At 32.5% G+C, this 22,122-nt stretch carries 21 protein-coding genes; 17 read left to right on the forward strand and 4 right to left on the reverse strand.

What is annotated here, in order from left to right; all coding sequences use genetic code 11:
* The 4 genes from ACUUYC_RS00005 to ACUUYC_RS00020 form a co-directional block, all read left to right on the forward strand.
* On the forward strand, nt 1–479 hold a 479-nt coding region (locus ACUUYC_RS00005; protein ID WP_474262508.1), incomplete at its 5' end, for a T9SS type B sorting domain-containing protein.
* 98 nt (nt 480–577) lie between these two features.
* Nucleotides 578–2,671: a gliding motility-associated C-terminal domain-containing protein gene (locus tag ACUUYC_RS00010; protein ID WP_474262510.1), complete on the forward strand. Its 2,094-nt coding sequence runs from the start codon at nt 578–580 to the stop codon at nt 2,669–2,671.
* A gap of 205 nt (nt 2,672–2,876) precedes the next feature.
* Nucleotides 2,877–7,715, forward strand: a complete 4,839-nt coding sequence (locus tag ACUUYC_RS00015) for a choice-of-anchor L domain-containing protein (RefSeq protein ID WP_474262512.1) — start codon at nt 2,877–2,879, stop codon at nt 7,713–7,715.
* Between the two features lie 15 nt (nt 7,716–7,730).
* A complete protein-coding gene (locus tag ACUUYC_RS00020; RefSeq protein WP_474262514.1) occupies nt 7,731–8,279 on the forward strand; it encodes a hypothetical protein in 549 nt (182 codons plus the stop codon).
* 74 nt (nt 8,280–8,353) lie between these two features.
* Here the strand turns inward: ACUUYC_RS00020 and ACUUYC_RS00025 are convergent, their stop codons facing one another.
* Genes ACUUYC_RS00025 through ACUUYC_RS00040 form a run of 4 tightly spaced genes read right to left on the reverse strand, consistent with a single transcriptional unit; the run spans nt 8,354 to nt 11,759 of the window.
* Entirely contained in the window at nt 8,354–8,893 is a 540-nt protein-coding gene (locus tag ACUUYC_RS00025; protein ID WP_474262516.1) for a hypothetical protein, read from the reverse strand.
* Between the two features lie 21 nt (nt 8,894–8,914).
* A complete protein-coding gene (locus tag ACUUYC_RS00030) occupies nt 8,915–9,649 on the reverse strand; it encodes a hypothetical protein (RefSeq protein ID WP_474262518.1) in 735 nt (244 codons plus the stop codon).
* Nucleotides 9,650–9,670: 21 nt separating this feature from the next.
* Nucleotides 9,671–10,972, reverse strand: a complete 1,302-nt coding sequence (locus ACUUYC_RS00035) for a ferredoxin reductase family protein (RefSeq protein ID WP_474262520.1) — start codon at nt 10,970–10,972, stop codon at nt 9,671–9,673.
* A gap of 19 nt (nt 10,973–10,991) precedes the next feature.
* On the reverse strand, nt 10,992–11,759 hold the full coding sequence (locus ACUUYC_RS00040; RefSeq protein WP_474262522.1) for a DUF6597 domain-containing transcriptional factor: 768 nt from the start codon (nt 11,757–11,759) through the stop codon (nt 10,992–10,994).
* A gap of 213 nt (nt 11,760–11,972) precedes the next feature.
* Here ACUUYC_RS00040 and ACUUYC_RS00045 point away from each other — a divergent pair, with 213 nt between their 5' ends.
* From ACUUYC_RS00045 to ACUUYC_RS00105, 13 genes are all read left to right on the forward strand, one after another.
* Nucleotides 11,973–12,533, forward strand: a complete 561-nt coding sequence (locus ACUUYC_RS00045) for a hypothetical protein (protein ID WP_474262524.1) — start codon at nt 11,973–11,975, stop codon at nt 12,531–12,533.
* Between the two features lie 193 nt (nt 12,534–12,726).
* Nucleotides 12,727–14,715, forward strand: a complete 1,989-nt coding sequence (gene uvrB / locus ACUUYC_RS00050) for an excinuclease ABC subunit UvrB (RefSeq protein WP_474262526.1) — start codon at nt 12,727–12,729, stop codon at nt 14,713–14,715.
* A 40-nt stretch (nt 14,716–14,755) separates the two neighbouring features.
* Nucleotides 14,756–15,319: a hypothetical protein gene (locus tag ACUUYC_RS00055; RefSeq protein ID WP_474262528.1), complete on the forward strand. Its 564-nt coding sequence runs from the start codon at nt 14,756–14,758 to the stop codon at nt 15,317–15,319.
* A gap of 401 nt (nt 15,320–15,720) precedes the next feature.
* Nucleotides 15,721–16,611, forward strand: coding sequence for an ABC transporter permease (locus ACUUYC_RS00060; RefSeq protein WP_474262530.1), 891 nt, complete (start codon nt 15,721–15,723; stop codon nt 16,609–16,611).
* Entirely contained in the window at nt 16,605–17,285 is a 681-nt protein-coding gene (locus ACUUYC_RS00065; RefSeq protein WP_474262532.1) for an ATP-binding cassette domain-containing protein, read from the forward strand. Before ACUUYC_RS00060 ends, ACUUYC_RS00065 begins: the two co-directional genes overlap by 7 nt.
* A 94-nt stretch (nt 17,286–17,379) precedes the next feature.
* Entirely contained in the window at nt 17,380–17,571 is a 192-nt protein-coding gene (locus ACUUYC_RS00070; protein ID WP_046757511.1) for a cold-shock protein, read from the forward strand.
* Between the two features lie 111 nt (nt 17,572–17,682).
* On the forward strand, nt 17,683–17,967 hold the full coding sequence (locus ACUUYC_RS00075; RefSeq protein ID WP_474262535.1) for a DUF1456 family protein: 285 nt from the start codon (nt 17,683–17,685) through the stop codon (nt 17,965–17,967).
* Nucleotides 17,968–17,979: 12 nt separating this feature from the next.
* Complete coding sequence (locus ACUUYC_RS00080; RefSeq protein WP_474262537.1) at nt 17,980–18,396, forward strand: hypothetical protein; 417 nt, start codon at nt 17,980–17,982, stop codon at nt 18,394–18,396.
* A gap of 55 nt (nt 18,397–18,451) precedes the next feature.
* On the forward strand, nt 18,452–19,054 hold the full coding sequence (locus ACUUYC_RS00085; RefSeq protein WP_474262539.1) for a short chain dehydrogenase: 603 nt from the start codon (nt 18,452–18,454) through the stop codon (nt 19,052–19,054).
* A gap of 15 nt (nt 19,055–19,069) precedes the next feature.
* Nucleotides 19,070–19,945, forward strand: a complete 876-nt coding sequence (locus ACUUYC_RS00090) for a hypothetical protein (protein ID WP_474262541.1) — start codon at nt 19,070–19,072, stop codon at nt 19,943–19,945.
* Between the two features lie 70 nt (nt 19,946–20,015).
* Nucleotides 20,016–20,594 (forward strand): PhnA domain-containing protein, encoded by a 579-nt coding sequence (locus tag ACUUYC_RS00095; RefSeq protein WP_474262543.1) that lies wholly within the window; start codon nt 20,016–20,018, stop codon nt 20,592–20,594.
* A gap of 85 nt (nt 20,595–20,679) precedes the next feature.
* A complete protein-coding gene (locus tag ACUUYC_RS00100; protein WP_474262545.1) occupies nt 20,680–21,567 on the forward strand; it encodes an SPL family radical SAM protein in 888 nt (295 codons plus the stop codon).
* 68 nt (nt 21,568–21,635) lie between these two features.
* Nucleotides 21,636–22,103, forward strand: a complete 468-nt coding sequence (locus ACUUYC_RS00105) for a hypothetical protein (protein ID WP_474262547.1) — start codon at nt 21,636–21,638, stop codon at nt 22,101–22,103.
* Nucleotides 22,104–22,122 lie beyond the last annotated feature (19 nt).

Consider the following 22,122-nt stretch of genomic DNA (forward strand, 5'->3'; position numbering starts at 1 on the left):
TAGACATTGCAGTGAATACACCTGCCTTTGCAGATACACATAATGTAACGGCTACCGCATCAGGTGGTTCAGGCAGTTATGAGTATCAATTAGATGATGGAGCTTGGCAAACTGATGGAATATTCACGGATCTGCAATCAGGACAGCATACTATTACGGTAAGAGATACCAATGGATGTGGAGAGATTGTTAAGACCTTTGGACTGATAGACTTTATGCAGTTCTTTACTCCAAATGGAGATGAGTACAACCCAACATGGAATATTATTGGATTGCAGAACCAACCTGCGGCGAAGATTTACATCTTTGACAGATATGGAAAGCTCTTAAAACAGATTAGTCCTGCTGGACCAGGATGGGATGGAACTTTCAATGGGAACATTATGCCATCAGCTGATTATTGGTTTAGAGTCGAATATGTAGATCCATTTGATGGAACTCCAAAAGAGTTTATCAATCATTTTACACTTAAGAGATAATTTACACTGAAATAAAAAATAAAAAAACCGAAGGAATACTACCTTCGGTTTTTTTATAAGCCAAGATTTTGTTACTTTCAAGCATTAATCATTTATATGTGAATAAACTAACGTACATCTGTATTTACCTTCTTTTAGGTTGTTTTATAAACACATATAGAGCGACTGCTCAAGAGATTACTCTATTCCAACAATTTAACGGGCGTTACGATTATACTGCACTCGGAAATACAATGAATACCGTAGAAAATGGACCTGCTGGTATTTGTACCATCAATACAAGTTCTAGCGCAAGCTTACTTTTAAATTCAAATCAAACAATGGTAGCAGCTTATTTATATTGGGCTGGATCTGATGATGGAGATTTTGATATTGAACTAAACGGAATACCAGTTACAGCCGACAGAACTTTTAGCGATGCTTTATCAGGAGATAGAACTTTTTTCGCAGCTTTTGCAGATGTTACTGCTATTGTAAACTCAGAAGGAAATGGCGTATATACGGTAAGTGAGTTTGATCTGACTTCAGTAATAAATCCATATTGTCCGACAGGAACAAATTTTGGTGGCTGGGCAATTACGGTTATTTATGAAAATCCTTTACTCCCACTTAATCAATTGAATGTATATGATGGGTTAGAAAGTGTACCTGACGAGCTAGAAATTACACTAGAAAACCTCAACGTTTTTGATAATATGGGCGCAAAAATAGGTTTTGTTGCTTGGGAAGGTGATCGTGCACTAAGTGTAAACGAATCGCTACGTATTAACGGATCAATCATTGAGAATTTCCCGCTAAATCCCGCTGACAATGCTTTTAATGGAACAAATAGCTTTACCGGAGCTTCCGATTTGTATAATATGGATATTGATTTTTATAGTATTCAAAATTATATTGCAATTGGTGATACAGAAGCTACAATTTCGCTTACATCTGGACAAGACTTTGTAATGATTAATAATATCATTACGGTTCTTAATAGTCAACTTCCTGATGCAACAGTAACTATTGATGAAATAGAAACAACGTGTGATTCTAGAGAAATAATGATTGATTATACAATTTACAATACAAATAGTACAGCTATTTTACCTCAAAATACACCTATTGCTTTTTATGCAGACGGAACATTAATCTCTACAGCTACAACACAGATAACACTACCAATTGACGGAACTATTCAACAAACTATTACACTTACAATTCCTACGAGTATTTCAAATCCATTTGATTTAACAATTGTTGTAGATGATGATGGTACAGGTACTGGAATAATTGATGAAATAAATGAAGATAATAATAGTGCCCTAGAAAATATAACGTTGCCTACTTCTCCAGAAGTTCCACCATTAACCAATTTAGAAGTGTGTGACAATCTAAATTTAGTGTTTGATTTAACTTCTCAAGAGAGTCATTTCAGTGATCCTTTATTGACATTTCAATATTATGAAACATTCAATAATGCTTCCGATATGATGAATCCAATCATAAACCCTATGGCATATGAAAGCAGTTTGTATCCTGTAACTATTTATTTGGAAGTAACTAATAGTGCAACTTTATGTAGAACAATTACTGAGTTTGATTTACTTGTATTGGAAAGTCCAATTATAAATCAACCTGAAAACTTAACTGCCTGCACAATTGATGCTACCGAAATCGCAACTTTCGATCTTACAACGAATGAAACAACAATTAATAATCAACCAAATATTGTATTTAGTTATTTTGAAACATTAGCTTCAGATGGTTCGCTTCAAGATGAAATTACAACTCCTGAAACTTTTGAAAATAACAACAATCCACAAACAATTTATGTAGCTATTGAAAATACAAACGGTTGTATCAATTCTACAGCTTTTGAAGTACGTGTAAGTGATTGTGAAATTTATATTCCAAACGGATTATCACCAAATGATGATGGCAAAAATGATGTGTTTAATATTTTAAATCTAGAAGCGCATCCAAATCATAAAATTCATATTTACAACAGACTTGGAACACTTATATTTATTGGTGATAGAAATACAGGACGTTGGAATGGTTATGCCAATAAAGGAACTCCTAAAAATAAAAAACTTCCTACAGGAACTTACTTTTATGTCCTCTATTTAAATGATACAAATACAACTGGAAATGCTATTTTATTAGAACAAACATACACAGGATGGGTGTATCTTCAGAATAATTAGTAAAAAACCACGTTAATATCATTGATATTCTGTATTTTAGTAATGATAAATAGCCTATTAAAAATCAAATTGTTACCATTAAAAATAATTTCTCAGACATGAAATAATGTATATCTTTGCCTAGAATATTTTTAATATCCGATATAGCATAAGTTTGCCCAGCTAATGTTGTATTAGGTCGGAAACACGACTTAACCCCATACCTATGAAAAAAGTTTTTTTAATACTTTTTGCCCTTTTTGCCTGCCATACAATTTCTGCCCAGCAAGTAACAACCGACGAATCTATTCCGTTGCAACAACTTGTAGAACAACTTGCCCAAGGTTGTGTAGAAATTTCTAATGTTTCATCTTCTATTAATGGAAATGTAAATGGTCTGCAAAGTTATGCCTTTTTTGATCAGGCAGGTTCTAATTTTCCATTTGCAAATGGTTTGGTATTAACTTCTGGTCAGGCTTCTGATGCAGGAACACCTATAAATACATCTCCACTAAACAGTGGAACAACAGCTTGGGGAACTGATACAGATCCTGATACAAATGCTGCCATAGATTTGAGTAATACCGTAAATGCAACTTCCATAGAATTTGACTTTATTGCCGTAACCAATCAAATAAGTTTTAATTACCTATTGGCTTCCGAAGAATACGCTGAGGATTTCCCTTGTCGTTTTTCTGATAGTTTTGCATTTTTAATAAGACCTACAGGAAGTGCAACTCCATATACTAATATTGCCGTTGTTCCTGGAACAAATATTCCTGTGAGTACAAGTGTAATTCATGATGAAATTGTAGGATTCTGCCCTGCTGAAAATCCTGAATATTTTGAAGGTTATAATTTAGGAGATACAAACTATAACGGACGTACAACAGTTTTAACAGCAACAGCTAATCTAATTCCAAATCAACAATATCACATCAAACTAATTATCGCTGATGGAACAGATCAAAATGCAGATTCGGCTATCTTTATTCAAGGAAATAGCTTTGATGCAACAGTTGATCTTGGTCCAGATATTACAACATGTGCCAATTCATATGAACTTACAGCTGATATTGGAAATCCGTTAGCAACATATGAATGGTTTAGAGACAATGTAGCACTTCCAAGTAGTAATACGACAACATTTGATGCAACTGTAAGCGGAACCTATAGAGTGGAAATTACAATTCCTGTCGGAACTGAAAATTGTGTTATTGAAGATACGGTTGAAGTTGCGCTAAATGAAGCACAAACTGCAGGACCAATTACAGATTATGAACTCTGTGATGATGCTTCATTAGATGGAATTGAAACATTTATGCTCACAATTAAAGATCCAGAAATTCTAGCAACTGTTCCACCTGCAAACTATCTAATAAGTTATCATTCTACTCAATTTGAAGCAGAAAATAATACAAACCCATTTGCAAACGCTATTCAAAATACTTCTTCTCCACAAGAAATATTTGTACGTGTTAGAGACATAGACAACGGTTGTTTAGCATTTACAAGCTTTAATTTAATTGTAAATACATTACCTGACATTACAGACCCAACTCCTTTTGACATTTGTGACACCAATGCTGATGGAATAGTTGCCACTGACTTAACTGTTAGAAATGATGAAATAACAGGAATGAACCCTGTATATGGTGTAAGTTATCACTTTACACAATCAGATGCTGATAACAATTTTAATCCTATTGTAACAACTTATACAAATACGGCTCCGAGTAATACTGTTTTTGTACGTGTTATCAATACAGAAACTGGATGTTTCACAACAACTACGTTAGATATTAATGTAAGTGTTGCTCCAGATTTAAATGATGGTGATAGAAACTTAATTGATGCTTGTGATCCAGATCATGATGGTTTTGCAAATTTTGATCTTACTGATCTAATTAATGAAATTACGATGGGACTTACAGGTATTTCCATTACAGTTCATACCTCAATAGATGATGCTCAAAATGGTATAAACCCAATCCCAGATCCTTCTTCATTTGACAATACACAAATTGATCAACAGATACTTTATGTACGCGTTGTAGATGACACTACTGGTTGTTTTGCTATTTCATCGATAGAAGTTCATAGTAATGCCCTTTTAACAGCAACAAGTATAATAAATGTTAGTAGATGTGATGATGATAGTAATGATGGAGTGTTTGCATTTGATCTGCAAGCAATTTCTGAAGATATTCAAAATGATTTAGATGATATTACCATTCTATTCTACACAACTCAAGATGATAGAGACAATGCTGTAAATCCTATTGATACATCTGTTCTTTTTTCAAACACTTCAAATCCTCAAGAAATTTTTATCACCTTAACAGATGATGAAGGCTGTGTGGAAGTTTCTTCCTTTGACTTAATTGTAAATCCTTCTGTAACATTAGGAACAATAGGTACATTGACATATTGTGACACCGATGACGATGGTTTCACATTGGTAAATTTAACTGAATTCAACACTACAATTCAAGGAGCAAACACAACATTTGATATCGCTTATTTCGCCACACTAGCAGATGCTAATGCCTTTAGTAATGCTATTGTAGCTCCACTGGCAAATCAAACCAATCCACAAGAAATATTTGTTAGAATAACAAATCCTACTACCAGTTGTAATGATGTTTCTTCATTTATGTTAGAAATATTACCAGCGCCAACAGTAACGCAACCGCCAACAGTTTTAATTTGTGATGATGATACAGATGGAATTTCTTCAATAAATTTAACGTTAAGTATTCCTGATATTGTTGCCAATACTACAAACATAAATATTAACTTCTTCCTTACCTTAGCTGGTGCACAAGATGGAGCTATCGATCCAGTTCCTGTACCTACTGCATTTGTAACAGCTACAACAGATGTTTTTGTTCGTGTTGAAAATCCAACTACAGGTTGTTTTGCTATTGTTACGCTTCCAATTATTGTAAATACAATTCCAGCAGTTGTAGCAACCGATATCTATCAATTGTGTGAAACAGACACTGATCAAACAGAGAATTTTGTCATGGAAACCAGAGATGATGAAATCTTGAACGGTCAAACAGCCATGAATGTCCTCTACTATCCAACTGCACAAGATGCATTGGATAAAACAAACGTGATTGATAAAACAATTCCATATGCAAACCAGACGAACCCACAAACAATTCATGTTCGTATAGAGAACGATACAGATCCTGATTGTTTTGCAACGTCTTCTTTTGTAATTCAAGTAAGTCCTGCTCCACTTTTCAATCAACCAGATGACATATTTGTCTGTGATGATTCAAGTAATGATGGAATTGACACCTTCAATTTCGATGCAACTGTGCAAGAAATTATGCAAGGAATTCCGCAAAACCTAACTGTTGTATTCTTTTCAACAGAAGATGATGCAAACATGAATATGAATCCAATCGGAAACACACTTACAAACACAACAAATCCGCAAGCAATTTTTGCACGAATTACAAATGATTCAGATTGTCATACAGTAGTAACTTTTGAAGTAAATGTAATTCAAGTGCCTGAAACAAATTCTGCATCAGACGTAACAGTTTGTGATGTAGATTATGATGGACAAGTTGAATTTGACTTAACACTAGCCGAATTTGATATTTTAAATATTCGACAAGACAATGTAGTAATTACGTATCATGAATTGGAAGCAGATGCAGAAACTGGAGCTAATGCAATTCCAGGTCCAGCAAATTATACAAACTCTATCAATCCGCAACCTATTTTTGTACGATTGATTAATACAATTTCGCAATGTTACGTGATTGTTCCGTTTACACTAAACATAAACTTACCACCATTACTAAACAACATCACGGAAGCTACATTTTGTGCAGCCGAAAATGCGGGAACAGTTGATTTAACTCAAATAGACGAAATCATCATTGATGATGCTACTGGAGTTTCACTTTCATACCACAACTCAGCAGCAGATGCACACAGTGAAACAAATCCGCTTCCAGATATTTACACATACGCTTCAAATCCTGAAACAATTTTTATACGTGCTGAAAATAATGATACAGGTTGTTACTTTGTTACGAGTATTAATGTTATTATCAATCCAAATCCGATAGCAAATCCTGTAAGTGATATGGAAGCTTGTATTGATGACAATGGAAACTTTACACAAGTTTTCAATTTACAACAACAAACAGCTACAATACTAGGCGCACAAAATCCTGGTATATTTGAAGTAACATATCACATAAGTATAGAAGATGCTCAAAACGACATAAACACGTTACCAGATTTGTATAGCGCTTTTGATGAACAAATTATTCATGTTAGAGTTGAGAATACAAATACTAGTTGTTATACAACGACATCGTTTATGACAATAGTTCATCCATTGCCTATAGTAAATCTTCCAGAAGATATTACATTATGTTTAAATGATCTACCATTAACTGTAACCGCTGGTTCAACTACTGGAAACTCATACTTATGGTCTACAGGAGAAATGACAGCTTCTATTGACATTGTATCTGTCGGAAACTATGATGTAACTGTAACAAGCCAGTTTGGTTGTGTAGAAACAGCTAGTTTTACGGTAACCGAATCAGAATTGGCTACTATTGTTGATATAGATGTCGTACATTTTTCCGATAATAATACCATTACTGTAAATGTAACTGGAGATGGAGATTATGTATATTCCTTAGACGGTGGAACACCACAAGTTTCAAATCTATTTGAATTCGTAGGTCCAGGATATCATACAGTAACAGTTTCGGATATAAATGGTTGTGGAGAAGTAACAGAAGAAGCTGTAGTTGTAGATTATATCAAGTTTGTTACACCAAACAATGATGGTTATAATGACACTTGGCATATTATTGGAATAGAAACACTGCCAAATTCTGTTGTTTACATATTTGATCGTTATGGAAAATTATTGACAGCTTTAGGTCCAAATGATGTTGGTTGGGACGGATTGTATAGAGGCCGAAAAATGCCTTCAAGCGATTATTGGTTCTTAGCAGAAATTAAAGATGGTGACCAAGCTTTTCAAGTAAAAGGACATTTTACACTGAAACGATAATATATTCTAAACTACATGGAAACGATCAAAATAGTTGTATTTGTATTGGGTTTATTCTTTGGAATAGAGGTTACAACTGTTATTCCTGAAAAAACAATAGTGACCATTGATCCGACAGAAAATACGATTGTAATTCAGCAACAACACCTTTTAGCGATTTATTCGAAAGAAGATAATCCAACTACAGTTGAAAAACAATTTTTAGAAATTTACACTAAAAAAGATACTTGGAATTCATTACTTGATGCATATCCTGAAAAATCTATTGTCTATAGTTCTCCCAAAAAAGGTGATTTGAATGCTACTATTACACTTGAATATAACAAACCAGAAGATTTAAAAATATTTGCGATTGACATCAATCGAGAAGGAAAATTTTCAATCATCAACATTCCACAATGGAATCTTGCAACGACTGATGGAAAATTGAATGGCAATTACTGGAATTTTGAACCTAATAAAACATTCTCTTTTTCCGTATCGCCAGTTGACGACGTTCCTGAAACATATACAGTAGATAAACAACTTATATATGCCGTTTGGGAAAAAGTTTCTAAACAGTAAAATTCAATCTAAAAATAAATAAAAAAGCCTTTATTACATGTAATAAAGGCTTTTTTACTGTGATGTTTATCAACTTATGCATCGTGCAGATATTTACTAATTTTACTAGAAAAAATCAGCATTGAAACTCCTCCAATTGCTACTAAAATGCTAGCAAATAACAATCCTTTCTTTTCATCTTCAAATGTCATCATTAATAAAATAAATCCTCCAACAAGATTCACAACTCCTGCTAAAATTCTACTCATTAAAATTTCTTTATTAATAGTATGTTTTGAATTCAAAACGCCAAAAGCAAATAGTAATTCAAACATTCCGAACATAATTATAAAATAAATTGTTGTGAGTAAAAATCCATTCAATGATGTAATCAATACTAATATGATGACAGCATATATCATAAATCCGATTCCTTGTATGGCATGATACTGCTTGGCTATTTTTGGTAATTTGTCATAGTTGGAAAATAAAAGCGTACACACACCAGCGAGTAACATAAACACTGGAACTAACTTTTTTGAAATATCAATATCAATTTTATTCGAAAAAAATAAAATCAATCCGGAAGCGATCAACAATTGTCCGCTAAGTGCTAAGTAAAATGTTTTTTTCATTTAATAGTTTTGTTTATTTTTTTAATGTGCTTCTCCTTTTTCTCCTTCAACCCAACGTTGCATCATTACACGCTCCGCAGGTGTTTGTTGTATGCCACCAGCTAAGATGTCTAAAAATCGATCCCACAAATTCTTTTTTTGAGAAACTTCTTTCTTAATAGCTTCATAGGCTTCCATATATTCGTCTGTATATTGCTTTGCTTCCGATTGGGAATAATTCAATGGAATATATTTTAAAATCGTCGTTGAAAGTTCGTCAATCTCACTTGGCGTATACTTTTCAATTAATTGTAAATGCAACAAGCACGCTTCCGCTTCTTTCGTAATTGTATCATGAGTGGTTTCAATAGTTGTCCAATGAATATTCCAATTCTCTACTTCAACTTCAGGCAAACTCCTTTTTCCAATTGCTTTCAACTTATCAAAAGTAGTTTCAATACTTGTTACATGATCAGTATATGCGCTCCATTTTGCCACAATTCCGTCGCTATTCTTACGCTTTACTTGCGCTTGCACAGAATTCATAATTGCTTTCAAAGCTTCTATTTTATTAGTATAAGCAACCATTTCAACATTCCAAATTCGTATTGTCTCCTCAGCTCCATAAGATGCAACTAAACTATTCAAATGCTTTAAAGAAGTTTCTATAGTTTTTCCGTTTTTGATCATATCTGCCCAATTTCCACGAAGTGTTTTCGCGAGTTCTCGAATGGAAACAACCGCAGTAATTACGGGATTAAATTCCTGTTCTTTCATGTTCTATTTTTAAAATTTAAATTATCTAAATGCGAATTCTTCATCATAAATAAATGCCTGCTTTACGCCATCTTCTTTCAGTTCTTTTGTTATAGTTTCCTTCAACGCATTTGGTCCACAAATGAGATATGATTTTTCTTTTGGATAGCGAATGCTCAAATCATCTACTGAAACATGTCCTCTACTGGATGATTCCCACAAAACAAATTCAAACAATGGATTTTGCTTGGCAATCTTTTCAAAATATTCTTTATAGACAGCTTCAGATTCTGAAGAAACACACCAATACAATGTGACATTATTAGTGTAATAATCTTTAATTAAGGATAAAAATGGTGTAATTCCAATACCGCCAGCAATCCAAATTTGCTCTCTCTCTTTTGAATATCCACTAGAAAACTTACCATATGCACCTTCAACTTGAACCGAATCGCCAACAGATAATTTGGAAGTCATTTTCTTTGTAAAATCACCCAAATCTTTCACGGTAATTGTCAAATTTTCATCATGTGGATGACTGCTTAATGTAAATGGATGTTGTTCTTTTTTGTTAATTGACGGGAACGTAAAAAAGGCAAACTGTCCAGCTTTATACTGTAAACTATTTGAAGTTGCTTTCATATATAGTTCAACAATCTGATCATTTAAATGACGAATATCTGATATTGTATATGTTAGTTTTTTATTAAATATTTTAAAGAAAAATGCTTTATAGAACCAAGCACCAATTCCAACAAACGCCATTCCGAATACGTAGATTCGTGTAATTGGTAATTCTTTAATCAAACTTTCCACTAAAATTCCATGTACAACAGCAAGCACATAAAAAACGCCCATCAATTTGTGAAAATTAATCCATTTATGATATGGTATCTTTCGCTTAAAAAATGGTACTGCGGAAACTATTACACCCAAAATAATTAAAATAAACGCATAAAATCCTAATGGTTTTCCAGCATTAAATGTTACTAAATCTCTTGGAACTACGATAAAATGCGCTAATAATAATGCTACTGCAATAATTCCTGAACGCCTATGAACAAGGTACATTTTGTCCAATCCACCAAATAAATTTTCAACCCATTTAGCACGCGTTGCCATCAAAAAGTTAAATGCGAAAACGGTAACAACCCAAGATGAAAAGACTTCACCTAAAATTCGATGTGGGTTTTTCCAAGTGACGTTTGTTAATTCACCAAAAAATAAAGTGTCGGATGTGACTTCTTTAAAGTTTCCGTTATAGAAATACAGATCAATTGCCCAAAATATAAAGTGAATTCCGATAATGATAGGAAAATAAATTTCCTGTTTTAAAATGCGCATCCTAAGTTTTTTTTCAAACTTATAGCTTCTTCATATTCTTCAATTGTATAAATTGGTCATTCTGCTTTTTGTACAAATTTCGTGGTGTTTGTCCTGTATGTTTTTTAACTTCTCTTATAAAGTGTGCTTGATCAAAAAAGCCCTTTTCTGGAAAAAACTCGCCTTCTCTAATTTCTAGATACGATCGATAGCATTTTTGAATGTTAAGATACTTTTTTAAAGAAATCCCGATATATTTATTTAAATAGCGATTGATTTCTCGTTGTGACCAAAATATTTGATTGCCAACTTCACTTGCTTGAATGTCTCCAAATGTATTATACAATAACTGACTTAAACGAAGTCGATTTCCTTTTACTTCTCTATTTTCAGATAATTTTTTTAAAAAAATAGCTTCAACTTGCGCCACAACTTCTTCAAAAGATGTAATAATTAAGGTATCAAATTCAAGAAAATCATGAGTTAACTCTACAGTAGTATTGAAAGATTGTTTAGCATCTTTTTTCAAAATATATTCAGGTGCAATCACTTTTAACCGTATCCCATATGAAATTGTATTTGGTGGTATTACAATATCAAGTTCTTTCGTCCACAACCCTGTAATGATAGCTCTTACAACTTTTTTTTTGTGAGTTTGAATTATTAATTTCACATATCCATCAGGACAAATTGTTGCTTTTATGTAAGAGTCAGAAAGATTACTACTTTCCCAATAAGACGACACATAATCATGTAATTGTTTACTTGGGTATAGTTCTTTATAAATATATTCTTTAGGGGTTGACATAGTAGAAATTATAACTTTCAAACATACATGCTCTTTATGAATTCAAATTGTATAAATTGGTCATTTTTAGCAATATCAGTAAAATTTTTAATTCAAATAGGATACTTGGCTAATTACTGTTAAATCTATCTCAAAAAAATAATATTCGTATAGAAAGCTGTTGACTTTTATTACTTTAGAAGAATAACTACAATCACTGCTCAACGTATCCTCATGAAAGTAACACATCTCTCCTTTTTCTTCATTGCAATACTATTTTTTAGTTGCGAATCAGAAAAGCAAAAAGATTACGATGTAAAACTGTTAGACGCATATTCGTTTCGAAGAAATTATTTTGGAAGTGACACTTTGGTGGGAAAAGAATTAGAAAAATTCATGCATCGAAATCCTGTTCAAAATTTAGAATACAAATCAAAAAAAGGTAACTTTTACGATAAACTGACACAACACGAAATCATCAATAATAAAGAACTTGCTTTAAACAAACTTGATTCATTACCTGATTATTTCACGTATAAAGCTTCAAATAGAAATATAAAACTACACATTTCATATCCTGACAGTTTTGAAACCGAAGGTTTGATACTTAGTTTTAGAGAAAATCAAACCATTTTCCATACTGACACCTTACTATTTGGGAATCCAACAACTGTTACATATAGTACAATGGACTTAAATAATAATGGTACAGATGAATTGTATATGCTATATAAAAGTTACGCTGTAAATGGTGACAATTATGAACTAAGTATTTATGAATTAACTGAAAAGTAGTTACGGAATAGTTTCCTAAAAGAATTTTACTTCACGTCTTTTCATTATTTTTGCAAATGCGTTAAGGATTGAAGCATTGTTGGAGCTCCTCGAAGAGAGCGACTGATGAAAGCCTGACTATAAATGTACACTGAACGGCGTGAAAGTGAACATTTGTAGAAACGCCCAAAAACAGCAAAAGGAATACATACATATGAAATTCAAAATAGTATCTGACTTCTCTCCTACTGGAGATCAACCACAAGCAATCAAAGAATTAGTTTCAGGACTTGACTCAGATGAACGTTACCAAACGTTGTTAGGAGTTACAGGTTCGGGAAAAACGTTTACGGTTGCCAATGTGATTGAACAAGTTGAAAAACCAACGCTTATTTTAGCACATAACAAAACGTTGGCTGCTCAGTTATACTCTGAATTTAAGCAGTTTTTCCCTGAAAATGCGGTAGAATATTTTGTTTCCTATTATGATTATTACCAACCAGAAGCCTACATGCCATCTTCTGGAACGTATATAGAAAAGGATTTATCTATCAATGAAGAAATTGAGAAATTACGACTCAGCACAACTTCTTCCCTACTTTCGGGACGTCGTGATGTTATTGTTGTTGCATCTGTTTCCTGCCTATATGGTATTGGAAATCCTGTGGAATTTCAGAAAAACGTGATCAAACTAGAACGCGATCAAGTAATTTCGCGAACGAAATTATTACATCGTTTGGTGCAAAGTTTATATTCTAGAACAGAAGCTGATTTTTTGCGCGGTTCATTTCGTGTAAAAGGTGATGTTGTTGATGTGTTTCCTGGATATGCTGATTTTGCCTTTAGAATTCACTTTTTTGGTGATGAAATTGAAGAAATAGAATCGTTTGATCCTGCTACAAATAATGTGCTTGAGAAATATGAAGAACTCACTATTTATCCTGCAAATATGTTTGTGACTTCTCCTGATGTGTTACAAAATGCCATTCACTCTATTCAAGAAGATATGGTAAAACAGGTTGATTATTTTAGAGAGATCGGGAAACATTTAGAAGCAAAACGCTTGGAAGAACGTACAAACTTCGATTTAGAAATGATTCGGGAATTGGGCTATTGTTCTGGAATTGAAAACTATTCAAGATATTTAGATGGTCGTGCACCTGGAACGCGTCCTTTTTGTTTATTAGATTATTTTCCAGACGATTATTTAATGATTGTGGATGAAAGTCACGTAACCGTTTCGCAAGTGCATGCAATGTATGGTGGCGATAGAAGTCGTAAAGAAAACTTAGTAGAATATGGTTTTCGTTTGCCCGCGGCAATGGATAATAGACCGTTAAAGTTTGAAGAGTTTGAAGTGATTCAAAATCAAGTAATTTATGTAAGTGCAACACCTGCAGATTACGAATTGCACAAAACAGATGGTGTATATGTAGAACAAGTAATTCGTCCGACAGGATTATTAGATCCGATTATAGAAGTACGTCCAAGCTTGAATCAGATTGATGATTTGGTAGAAGAAATTCATCAACGTACGGAAAAAGACGAACGTGTGTTAGTGACAACATTAACCAAGCGAATGGCGGAAGAATTGACAAAATATCTATCACGTATTCAAATTCGTTGTCGTTACATTCATAGTGATGTTGATACATTGGAACGTGTACAAATTATGCACGATTTACGTAAAGGTTTGTTTGATGTATTAATTGGTGTCAACTTACTTCGTGAAGGATTGGATTTACCCGAAGTATCACTTGTCGCGATTCTAGATGCAGACAAAGAAGGTTTTTTACGCTCAGCGCGATCATTAACTCAAACTGTTGGTAGAGCTGCGAGAAACGTAAATGGAAAAGCAATTTTGTATGCAGATAAAATGACAAAAAGTATGCAAAAAACAATCGATGAAACTGCATACAGACGTGAAAAACAAATAGAATATAATACAAAACACGGTATTACACCAAAAGGATTGAACAAAGCATTGACTAGTGCGCTTGGAAAAGATGAAAGTTTATCTTGGGAAGATGAAATTAAAGCAAAAGCTGCTGCTGAACCAGATTTGGAATATTTGACCAAAGCACAGATTGAAAAGTTAATTCGTGAAAAACGTAAGTCGATGGAAACTGCTGCCAAAGAACTCAACTTTATGGATGCAGCAAAATATCGTGATGAAATTAAGTTGTTACAAGAAAAATTATAATGATTGTAACAAGTTGCCTAAAGCTACATACATATAGAACATGAATATAAAAGAACGTCTTGCTAACATTGGTCAAAATATACTTCTTGGAATTGTATTTTTTGGAATTGTATTCATCATAGTTGGACTAAAAAGTACAGAGACTAATTGGATATTTATAGGCATTGGAGTTGTATTATTGTTTCCTTTTTTAATTTATTTCTTTTGGATTAAAAACAAAGCAGAAATGAACATCAAACAACAAGAAGTAGCATTTCAGAAGTTCTTAAAAACGGCGGATCGTATTCATGTTACCTTAGATGATGCAAAAATTGCAGAAAAGAAACATACCGAAACAAATAATGTAGATCAAGATTACAGAGCTTCGGCAATCAATGAAATTTCAGGAAACGGTCATTACAACGAGGAAAGAATTACACACACATATTGTTTAGTTACGTTTACTTTAAATTATAAAGGACAAAAACTTATTGTTGAGGAAATTATTCCCAAAGATGAAACTTCCGTACGCATGCATTTTTATACCCAAAAAATTACAACATTCTATATAAATCCAAACGATATGGATCAAATTTATATGGACTTAACCTTTATAGATACCTAGGCTAAGTATATACAAACGAAAAGCACAAAAGAAATGATAGGGCAATTTACTGCTTCTTCTGTGCTTTTACTCTCAATTATATATACTAAACAATCTTGTTTTCAAAAAACAAATAAACTTTTAAAAATGATTTGTTAACCGTTTGAATTGTATTTTACTTGCTTTTATTCAACTATGTAAATGTAAGAAAATAGCACTTTTTATATACCCGTAGATTTCCTAAAACTAAAAATCAGGTAGAAATACCTAGTCAAACACGAAGAGGTTTTTGATAAATTACGTTAAGAATTCGCTAAAGTTTGCCACAAAACTTCTAACATCATTTTTATGTGTATATTGAATTTTCTTAGTAAAACCAGCCCATATTAGTGAAGTTCTATTTTCTATTACAATGCAAGCGTATGTATCGTCATATTGATGAATTTGGCACAATTCCTATTATTGGTTTTGCGTTACTTGTTGCTGTTTTTATTGGAGTTTCTGGAGTACTATTTGATAAATTACCAAATGCTTATTTGTACTATATCTCAATTGGTCTTGGACTGAGTTTGAAATTAGGAACTACAAAACGAACTACATTCTTAAAACAATGTTTTCCAAAACACACTTTCTGGAAAGTCAGAATGCTTGAAAACACACTCTTTATACTTCCATTTAGCACATTTCTTATCTACAAACAACTATATATTGAAGCGATTGTAATACATATACTTGCGCTACTGACATCATTTATAAACAATATTGAAATTCAAAGTGTTACAATTCCGACACCATTTGGTAAAAAACCATTTGAATTTGTTATCGGTTTTAGAAAAAGTTTTTGGGTTTTCATCATATCATATATCGTAACAATTATTGCAATTTCGGTCAACAACTACAATCTTGGAATTTTCAGTCTACTTCTGGTCTTTGTCATTTGCATGTCTTATTATTCAAAACCTGAACCATTATATTACGTTTGGATACATAGCATGACTCCAAAAGTGTTTTTATATGATAAAATAAAAACCGCAATTACATTCAGTAGTATACTTGTACTTCCAATTATTATTGCATTATCTATTTATTTTCCATTCATAGAATTACAGTTCACATTACTTTTTACATTTCTCGGGTTTTGTTTTATCATCTTAACTATTTTAGGAAAGTATCATAACTATCCATCACAAATTCCAATATTTCAAACGTTAGCCATGTTGGCAAGTTTACTGTTTCCACCATTATTACTTGTATTCATTCCACTTTTCTATAGAAAATCAATCAAAAACCTTAATTCCATATTGACATGTTAAGCATTGAAAATCTTTCTAAATCATTTGGCAAAAAGCAAATTCTGGATGCAATTCAACTGCAATGCAAACCAGGAGAAATAAATGGAATTGTTGGAGAAAATGGAGCTGGAAAAACAACATTATTCAAATGCATTACAGGATTAGAATCGCATCAAGGAAAAATAAAATATACAACAGCGAACATTAAAAATACGATTGGATTTTTGGAAACAAACCCAGAATTTCTATCTAAAATTACTGGAAAAGAATATTTACAATTAGTGTGTAACGCACGAACTATTAAAAATGTAAATTTTGAAGAAACTAATATTTTTGACTTACCATTACAACAATATGCGGAAACCTATTCTACAGGAATGAAGAAAAAATTAGCCTTGACAGGTGTTTTACTTCAAAATAATGAAATTTTCATACTCGATGAACCATTTAATGGGGTTGATATTCAAAGTAATATTATCATTAAAGAGTTACTCAAAAAACTAAAAGAGAAAGGTAAAATAGTGTTGCTTTCTTCACACATATTTTCCACATTACAAGACACTTGCGATCATTTACACTACTTAAAAGCAGGAAAAATTAAAAAATCTGTCAAAAAGGAAAACTTTAAAATTATTGAAAACCTCATGAAAGACGCGACTTTAGACGAAAAAATAAGAAATTTCAATATTAAATAATTGTAACTAACTAAAAAAAAAGGTGTAAAAAGTTGAGCGCATCATTTTTGGTATTATCTTTGCAACTATTAAAATAATTATTAAATTTATTACAATGAACAAAGGAACAGTAAAATTCTTCAACGACACTAAAGGTTTTGGTTTTATCGTAGAAGAAGGTTCAAACAAAGAACATTTTGTACACATCTCAGGATTAATTGATGAAGTACGCGAAGGTGACGAAGTTGAATTCGAACTTAAAGAAGGACGAAAAGGACTTAACGCAGTAGACGTAAGAGTAATTTAATATCATATATATTTTATTCCTTAATGAAGTAAAGCCTATCAAATTTGATAGGCTTTTTTTTATGTCTAAAATTTGAGTTTATTGTGATTTAAAAATAAGTATCTTTGTCGCATGGCATTAACGAACAACGACGTTTTCAAAAAATTACGCGTAGCGCTCAAGCTCCGTGATGATGATATTGTAAAAATATTAGAATTGGTAGATTTTAGAATCTCCAAAAGTGAATTAGGAGCATTTTTCAGAAATGAAGATCATCCTAATTACAGAAATTGTGGCGATCAAATTTTACGTAACTTCTTAAATGGTTTGGTGATTCACTTGCGTGGACCGATGCCAAAAAAGGAAAACAAACCAAAATCGACACCAACTACTTCTAAACGAAAAGGTAAGCAATAAACATGATTTGTAATGGATGATCATTTTCAATTAACAGATATTGTATTCCAACAGCAGTTTGCAAACTGTACATTAGATCCTTCTCTATTCAGTCATGAAGCACATTTGCGACTTGCTTGGATTCACATAACTAATTATGGGATTGAAAAAGCATTGCAAAATATTCAAGCTCAACTTTTAAATTTTGTTATACATGTTGGTGCAAAAGATAAATACAATAAAACGCTTACAATCGCAGCCGTAAAAGCGGTATATCATTTTGTATTAAAATCAGAAACAATAAGTTTTCAGGGTTTTATTACTGAATTTCCAAGACTCAAATACAACTTCAAAGAATTGATGGAAGCTCACTATTCTGTTAATATTTTCACCGCCAAAAATGTAAAAAACAATTATTTAACGCCTGACTTAGTACCTTTTGATTGCTAAATTTTTATTTGCACTTAAATATATCCGCTATATTTGAAGTATAAATCAATCAACCATGAAAATACTTATTGTTGGTGGAAATGGTACTATTGGATCTAAAGTCTCAAGCTATTTCGCTAAAAATCATGAAGTTTTAATTGCTGGAAGAACTACTGGAAACGTCACTGTAGATATTAGTAAAAGTGAAAGTATTCAACAAATGTTTGACCAAACTGGAATGCTCGATGCTATTATATGTGTCGCTGGTGAAGCCAAATGGAAATCGTTTAATGAACTTTCAGAAGACGATTATTATATCGGTTTTAAAAGTAAACTAATGGGACAAGTCAATTTGGTTCGTATTGGCCAAAACTATCTCAACAAAGGTGGATCAGTTACATTAACAACGGGAATTTTAGCAGACGACCCAGTTCCAATGACTGCAAGTGCTGCTATGGTTAATGGAGCAATTCACAGTTTTGTAAAAGCCGTTATCCTAGATTTAGAAGGAAAAATTCGTGTCAATGTAGTTTCGTCTGGTTTGGTAGAAGATGCCGTAGAAAAATATGATGCCTATTTTCCAGGACACGATCCAATTCCGATGAAAAAAGTAATTAATGGATATCGTAAAAGTGTTGAAGGTAAAGGTACTGGCGAAATCATTAGAATATACAACTAATTTAATATCAATAACATGAAACTAAAATACTCCTATCTCATACTTGCAAGTTGTCTTTTCTTTTCTTGTGGAAAAGATAGATCTCAAAAAAACGATTATCTAACAGATGTAGTTATCGAAAACGAACAACTCTCTTGTGACGGTATAATCATGAAAAATTATACAGGAGCTATTAATAGGTCTGAATTTACGTATGGTGAAAAAATCACACTGTTTTATGATAATATGACAGGGTTTGCATTGCAAGATAGTTTAGCATATCCAGACATGGACATCTTTGTATTAAACAAAAAAGGTGACACGTTGTTATCTCAGAAAAATCTATTAAAAAACACCTCTGAAGGTTTCACAGAAGAAAAATTGAATCTCACAAGCACGCTCACGTTTGCTTTGCCAATGTTACCAAAAAACTCGTATATCTTGAACATTATGGTTAGTGATAAACATAGCGATGGATATTTCAATTTGAAGAAAAACTTCAAGCTCGTTGAAAATCCTTTGATGAAAACAGAAACAAATGGTTTCACATACAACATTCTATATTTATACTCGCAAACGCGAAATATTGCATTGATTGATGATAAAATAGAACCTGATGAAAATATTTATATACTGTTAGAGAACTTAGAAGGTTATGAAGTTGACGAAAACGGAAAAGTAGATTTAACTGGCACCATAAGTCTTACAAGTGCTGATGGAACTATAATTGATGCAAAAGATAATTTATTTCCAGAACCAGTGAGTGCCAAAGATCTAAAAGATCAATTATACGGTACACTTTCCGTTACAAAAGGATACGTAAAAAATCCTATTACTTGTGTTTTTAAAGTAACAGATAATAAGACCAAACATAGCTTTAAAACTAGTTTTGATCTTTATGTTGAACAATAAAATAAAAACCAAACCTCTTTCATATATCAATTAAACCTATAATTTTGTCCAGAATTAAAGAATTTCCAATATGAGTATCGAAAGAGAAATACAAAAACGTAGTGGTGCTGCATGTGAATTATGTGCTACAACTGAAAAATTAGCAGTGTATCATGTTCCACCAAATCATGATAATAAGCTCGAAAAATCTATCTATGCATGTGAAACGTGTATTTCTCAAATAGAAGATGCCGAAACAATGGATGCGAATCATTGGAGGTGTTTAAATGATAGTATGTGGAGTGAAGTAAAAGCTGTTCAAATTGTTGCTTGGCGAATGCTACACAGACTTAAAAAAGAAGGTTGGCCGCAAGATTTGTTGGACATGATGTATTTGGATGAAGACGATTTAACTTGGGCAGCAGCAACTGGAGAAGCAGAAGATAAAGAAAATGCCATCAAGCATTTAGATGTAAATGGCGTACAATTGCAAGCTGGTGATAGTGTTGTTTTAATTAAAGATTTAAACGTAAAAGGTGCCGGATTTGTCGCAAAACGTGGATCGGCAGTTAGAAACATTTCTTTGACGCACGACAATGCAGAACATATTGAAGGTCGTTTAAATGGTCAGCATATTGTGATTATTACAAAATATGTGAAGAAGACGTAATTTTTATCAAACATAAAATATAATAAAACGACTTGACAGAAATGTCAGGTCGTTTTTTGTATCTTTCATTCTCAGCATATAATTTATGATCAAAGAAATTGAAGTCAAATCTGTATTGAATAAAACCAAGAAAAGAGATACTTGGTTTTTGGATGATTACACTTTCAATCCGTATCAGAGTTGTTCATATAATTGTTTGTATTGTTATATTCGCGGCAGTAAATACGGAACTAATTTGGCTACGAGTTTATCAGTTAAAACAAATGCAATTGAATTACTTGAAAAACAATTGAAGAAACGTGCCGAAAAAGGCGAATATGGTTTCATCGTTTTATCATCTGTAACGGATCCATATATTACTATTGAGAAAGAATATCAACTTACGCGAAAAGCCTTAGAAATCATTCTAAAATATCGTTTTCCAGTACATATCATTACAAAATCTACTTTAGTTGAACGTGATTTCGATTTGCTACATGAAATTAATCAACACGCAATTTTGCCCAACGATTTACAATCTAAACTTTCTGGCGGAACATTAATTACATTCTCCTTCGCTACCGTTGATGATAAAATTGGAAGCATTTTTGAACCTGGTGCACCCAAACCATCTTTACGAATTGAAACTTTAAAAAGAACAATTCAAGCAGGTTTCCATTCTGGCGTAAGCCTTATGCCATTATTGCCTTTTATCACAGACACGACTGAACATTTAGAAAAATTATTTAGTACATTCAAAAACTGCAATGCAAACTATGTAATGCCAGCAACTTTGACAGTTTTCGGAAACGGAAAAGCCGATAGTAAAACGTTACTGCTCAACGCAGTTAAAAAACATTATCCTGAATTAGAAGCGCGTTATCTTCGCTATTTTTCAAACAGTCATCAATTACCCGAATTTTATAGAAAAGCTTTTTATAAGAAAATGAAAGAGCTTGGAAAAACGTATGAGTTAAAAGATCGGATTGTGTAATGATTGTAAATTGAAACAATAATTATTATTTTTCGTGACTTAATATATATAATTTTAAAACCTAAAGAATGAAAAGAATATACTCAATTATAACACTTACTTTATCACTTACGCTCATGACAAGTTGCGGGTTGACAGGTGAAGAAGTAGCTAGATTAGAAATTAATGAAGTTAGTAAAAGTAATGATCATTTAATTATCAAAGAAGCTGATTTAACACTTAAAAAAGGGGACGAAATTGCTTTTTGGTCTGAAATGGATTTTGAATATGAAGGCGATGTTGCTGTAAAATTCAAAATTGAAGTATTGAAAAATGGAGAAGAATATGGCGGACTAGAAATTGATCCAACTGATAAGAATATTACAATAGGTGAAGTAAAAACAACATTCAATGGCAAAACGAGTTGGAGTTTTACTGGCAAAAATTCTGAAATTAAAATAAAAGAAGATGGGAAATATACATTCAAAGGAATTTTAGTCGCTTCGAAAAACCCAACATTAGAAATAACTAAAGCTGAAATAGTTCTAAAAGAATAAACATTTTCACGAAATCCAC

It is taken from the genome of Kordia sp. E, assembly GCF_056033805.1.

What these genes read in the sequence shown, in the direction of transcription:
- ACUUYC_RS00055 (WP_474262528.1), top strand. Translation starts at nt 14,756, where the DNA reads ATGAATATAAAAGAACGTCTTGCTAACATTGGTCAAAATATACTTCTT.
- ACUUYC_RS00085 (WP_474262539.1), top strand. Translation starts at nt 18,452, where the DNA reads ATGAAAATACTTATTGTTGGTGGAAATGGTACTATTGGATCTAAAGTC.
- ACUUYC_RS00070 (WP_046757511.1), top strand. Translation starts at nt 17,380, where the DNA reads ATGAACAAAGGAACAGTAAAATTCTTCAACGACACTAAAGGTTTTGGT.
- ACUUYC_RS00060 (WP_474262530.1), top strand. Translation starts at nt 15,721, where the DNA reads ATGTATCGTCATATTGATGAATTTGGCACAATTCCTATTATTGGTTTT.
- uvrB (WP_474262526.1), top strand. Translation starts at nt 12,727, where the DNA reads ATGAAATTCAAAATAGTATCTGACTTCTCTCCTACTGGAGATCAACCA.
- ACUUYC_RS00015 (WP_474262512.1), top strand. Translation starts at nt 2,877, where the DNA reads ATGAAAAAAGTTTTTTTAATACTTTTTGCCCTTTTTGCCTGCCATACA.
- ACUUYC_RS00080 (WP_474262537.1), top strand. Translation starts at nt 17,980, where the DNA reads ATGGATGATCATTTTCAATTAACAGATATTGTATTCCAACAGCAGTTT.
- ACUUYC_RS00090 (WP_474262541.1), top strand. Translation starts at nt 19,070, where the DNA reads ATGAAACTAAAATACTCCTATCTCATACTTGCAAGTTGTCTTTTCTTT.
- ACUUYC_RS00075 (WP_474262535.1), top strand. Translation starts at nt 17,683, where the DNA reads ATGGCATTAACGAACAACGACGTTTTCAAAAAATTACGCGTAGCGCTC.
- ACUUYC_RS00035 (WP_474262520.1), bottom strand. Translation starts at nt 10,972, where the DNA reads ATGCGCATTTTAAAACAGGAAATTTATTTTCCTATCATTATCGGAATT.
- ACUUYC_RS00020 (WP_474262514.1), top strand. Translation starts at nt 7,731, where the DNA reads ATGGAAACGATCAAAATAGTTGTATTTGTATTGGGTTTATTCTTTGGA.
- ACUUYC_RS00065 (WP_474262532.1), top strand. Translation starts at nt 16,605, where the DNA reads ATGTTAAGCATTGAAAATCTTTCTAAATCATTTGGCAAAAAGCAAATT.
- ACUUYC_RS00025 (WP_474262516.1), bottom strand. Translation starts at nt 8,893, where the DNA reads ATGAAAAAAACATTTTACTTAGCACTTAGCGGACAATTGTTGATCGCT.
- ACUUYC_RS00045 (WP_474262524.1), top strand. Translation starts at nt 11,973, where the DNA reads ATGAAAGTAACACATCTCTCCTTTTTCTTCATTGCAATACTATTTTTT.
- ACUUYC_RS00030 (WP_474262518.1), bottom strand. Translation starts at nt 9,649, where the DNA reads ATGAAAGAACAGGAATTTAATCCCGTAATTACTGCGGTTGTTTCCATT.
- ACUUYC_RS00105 (WP_474262547.1), top strand. Translation starts at nt 21,636, where the DNA reads ATGAAAAGAATATACTCAATTATAACACTTACTTTATCACTTACGCTC.
- ACUUYC_RS00095 (WP_474262543.1), top strand. Translation starts at nt 20,016, where the DNA reads ATGAGTATCGAAAGAGAAATACAAAAACGTAGTGGTGCTGCATGTGAA.
- ACUUYC_RS00100 (WP_474262545.1), top strand. Translation starts at nt 20,680, where the DNA reads ATGATCAAAGAAATTGAAGTCAAATCTGTATTGAATAAAACCAAGAAA.
- ACUUYC_RS00040 (WP_474262522.1), bottom strand. Translation starts at nt 11,759, where the DNA reads ATGTCAACCCCTAAAGAATATATTTATAAAGAACTATACCCAAGTAAA.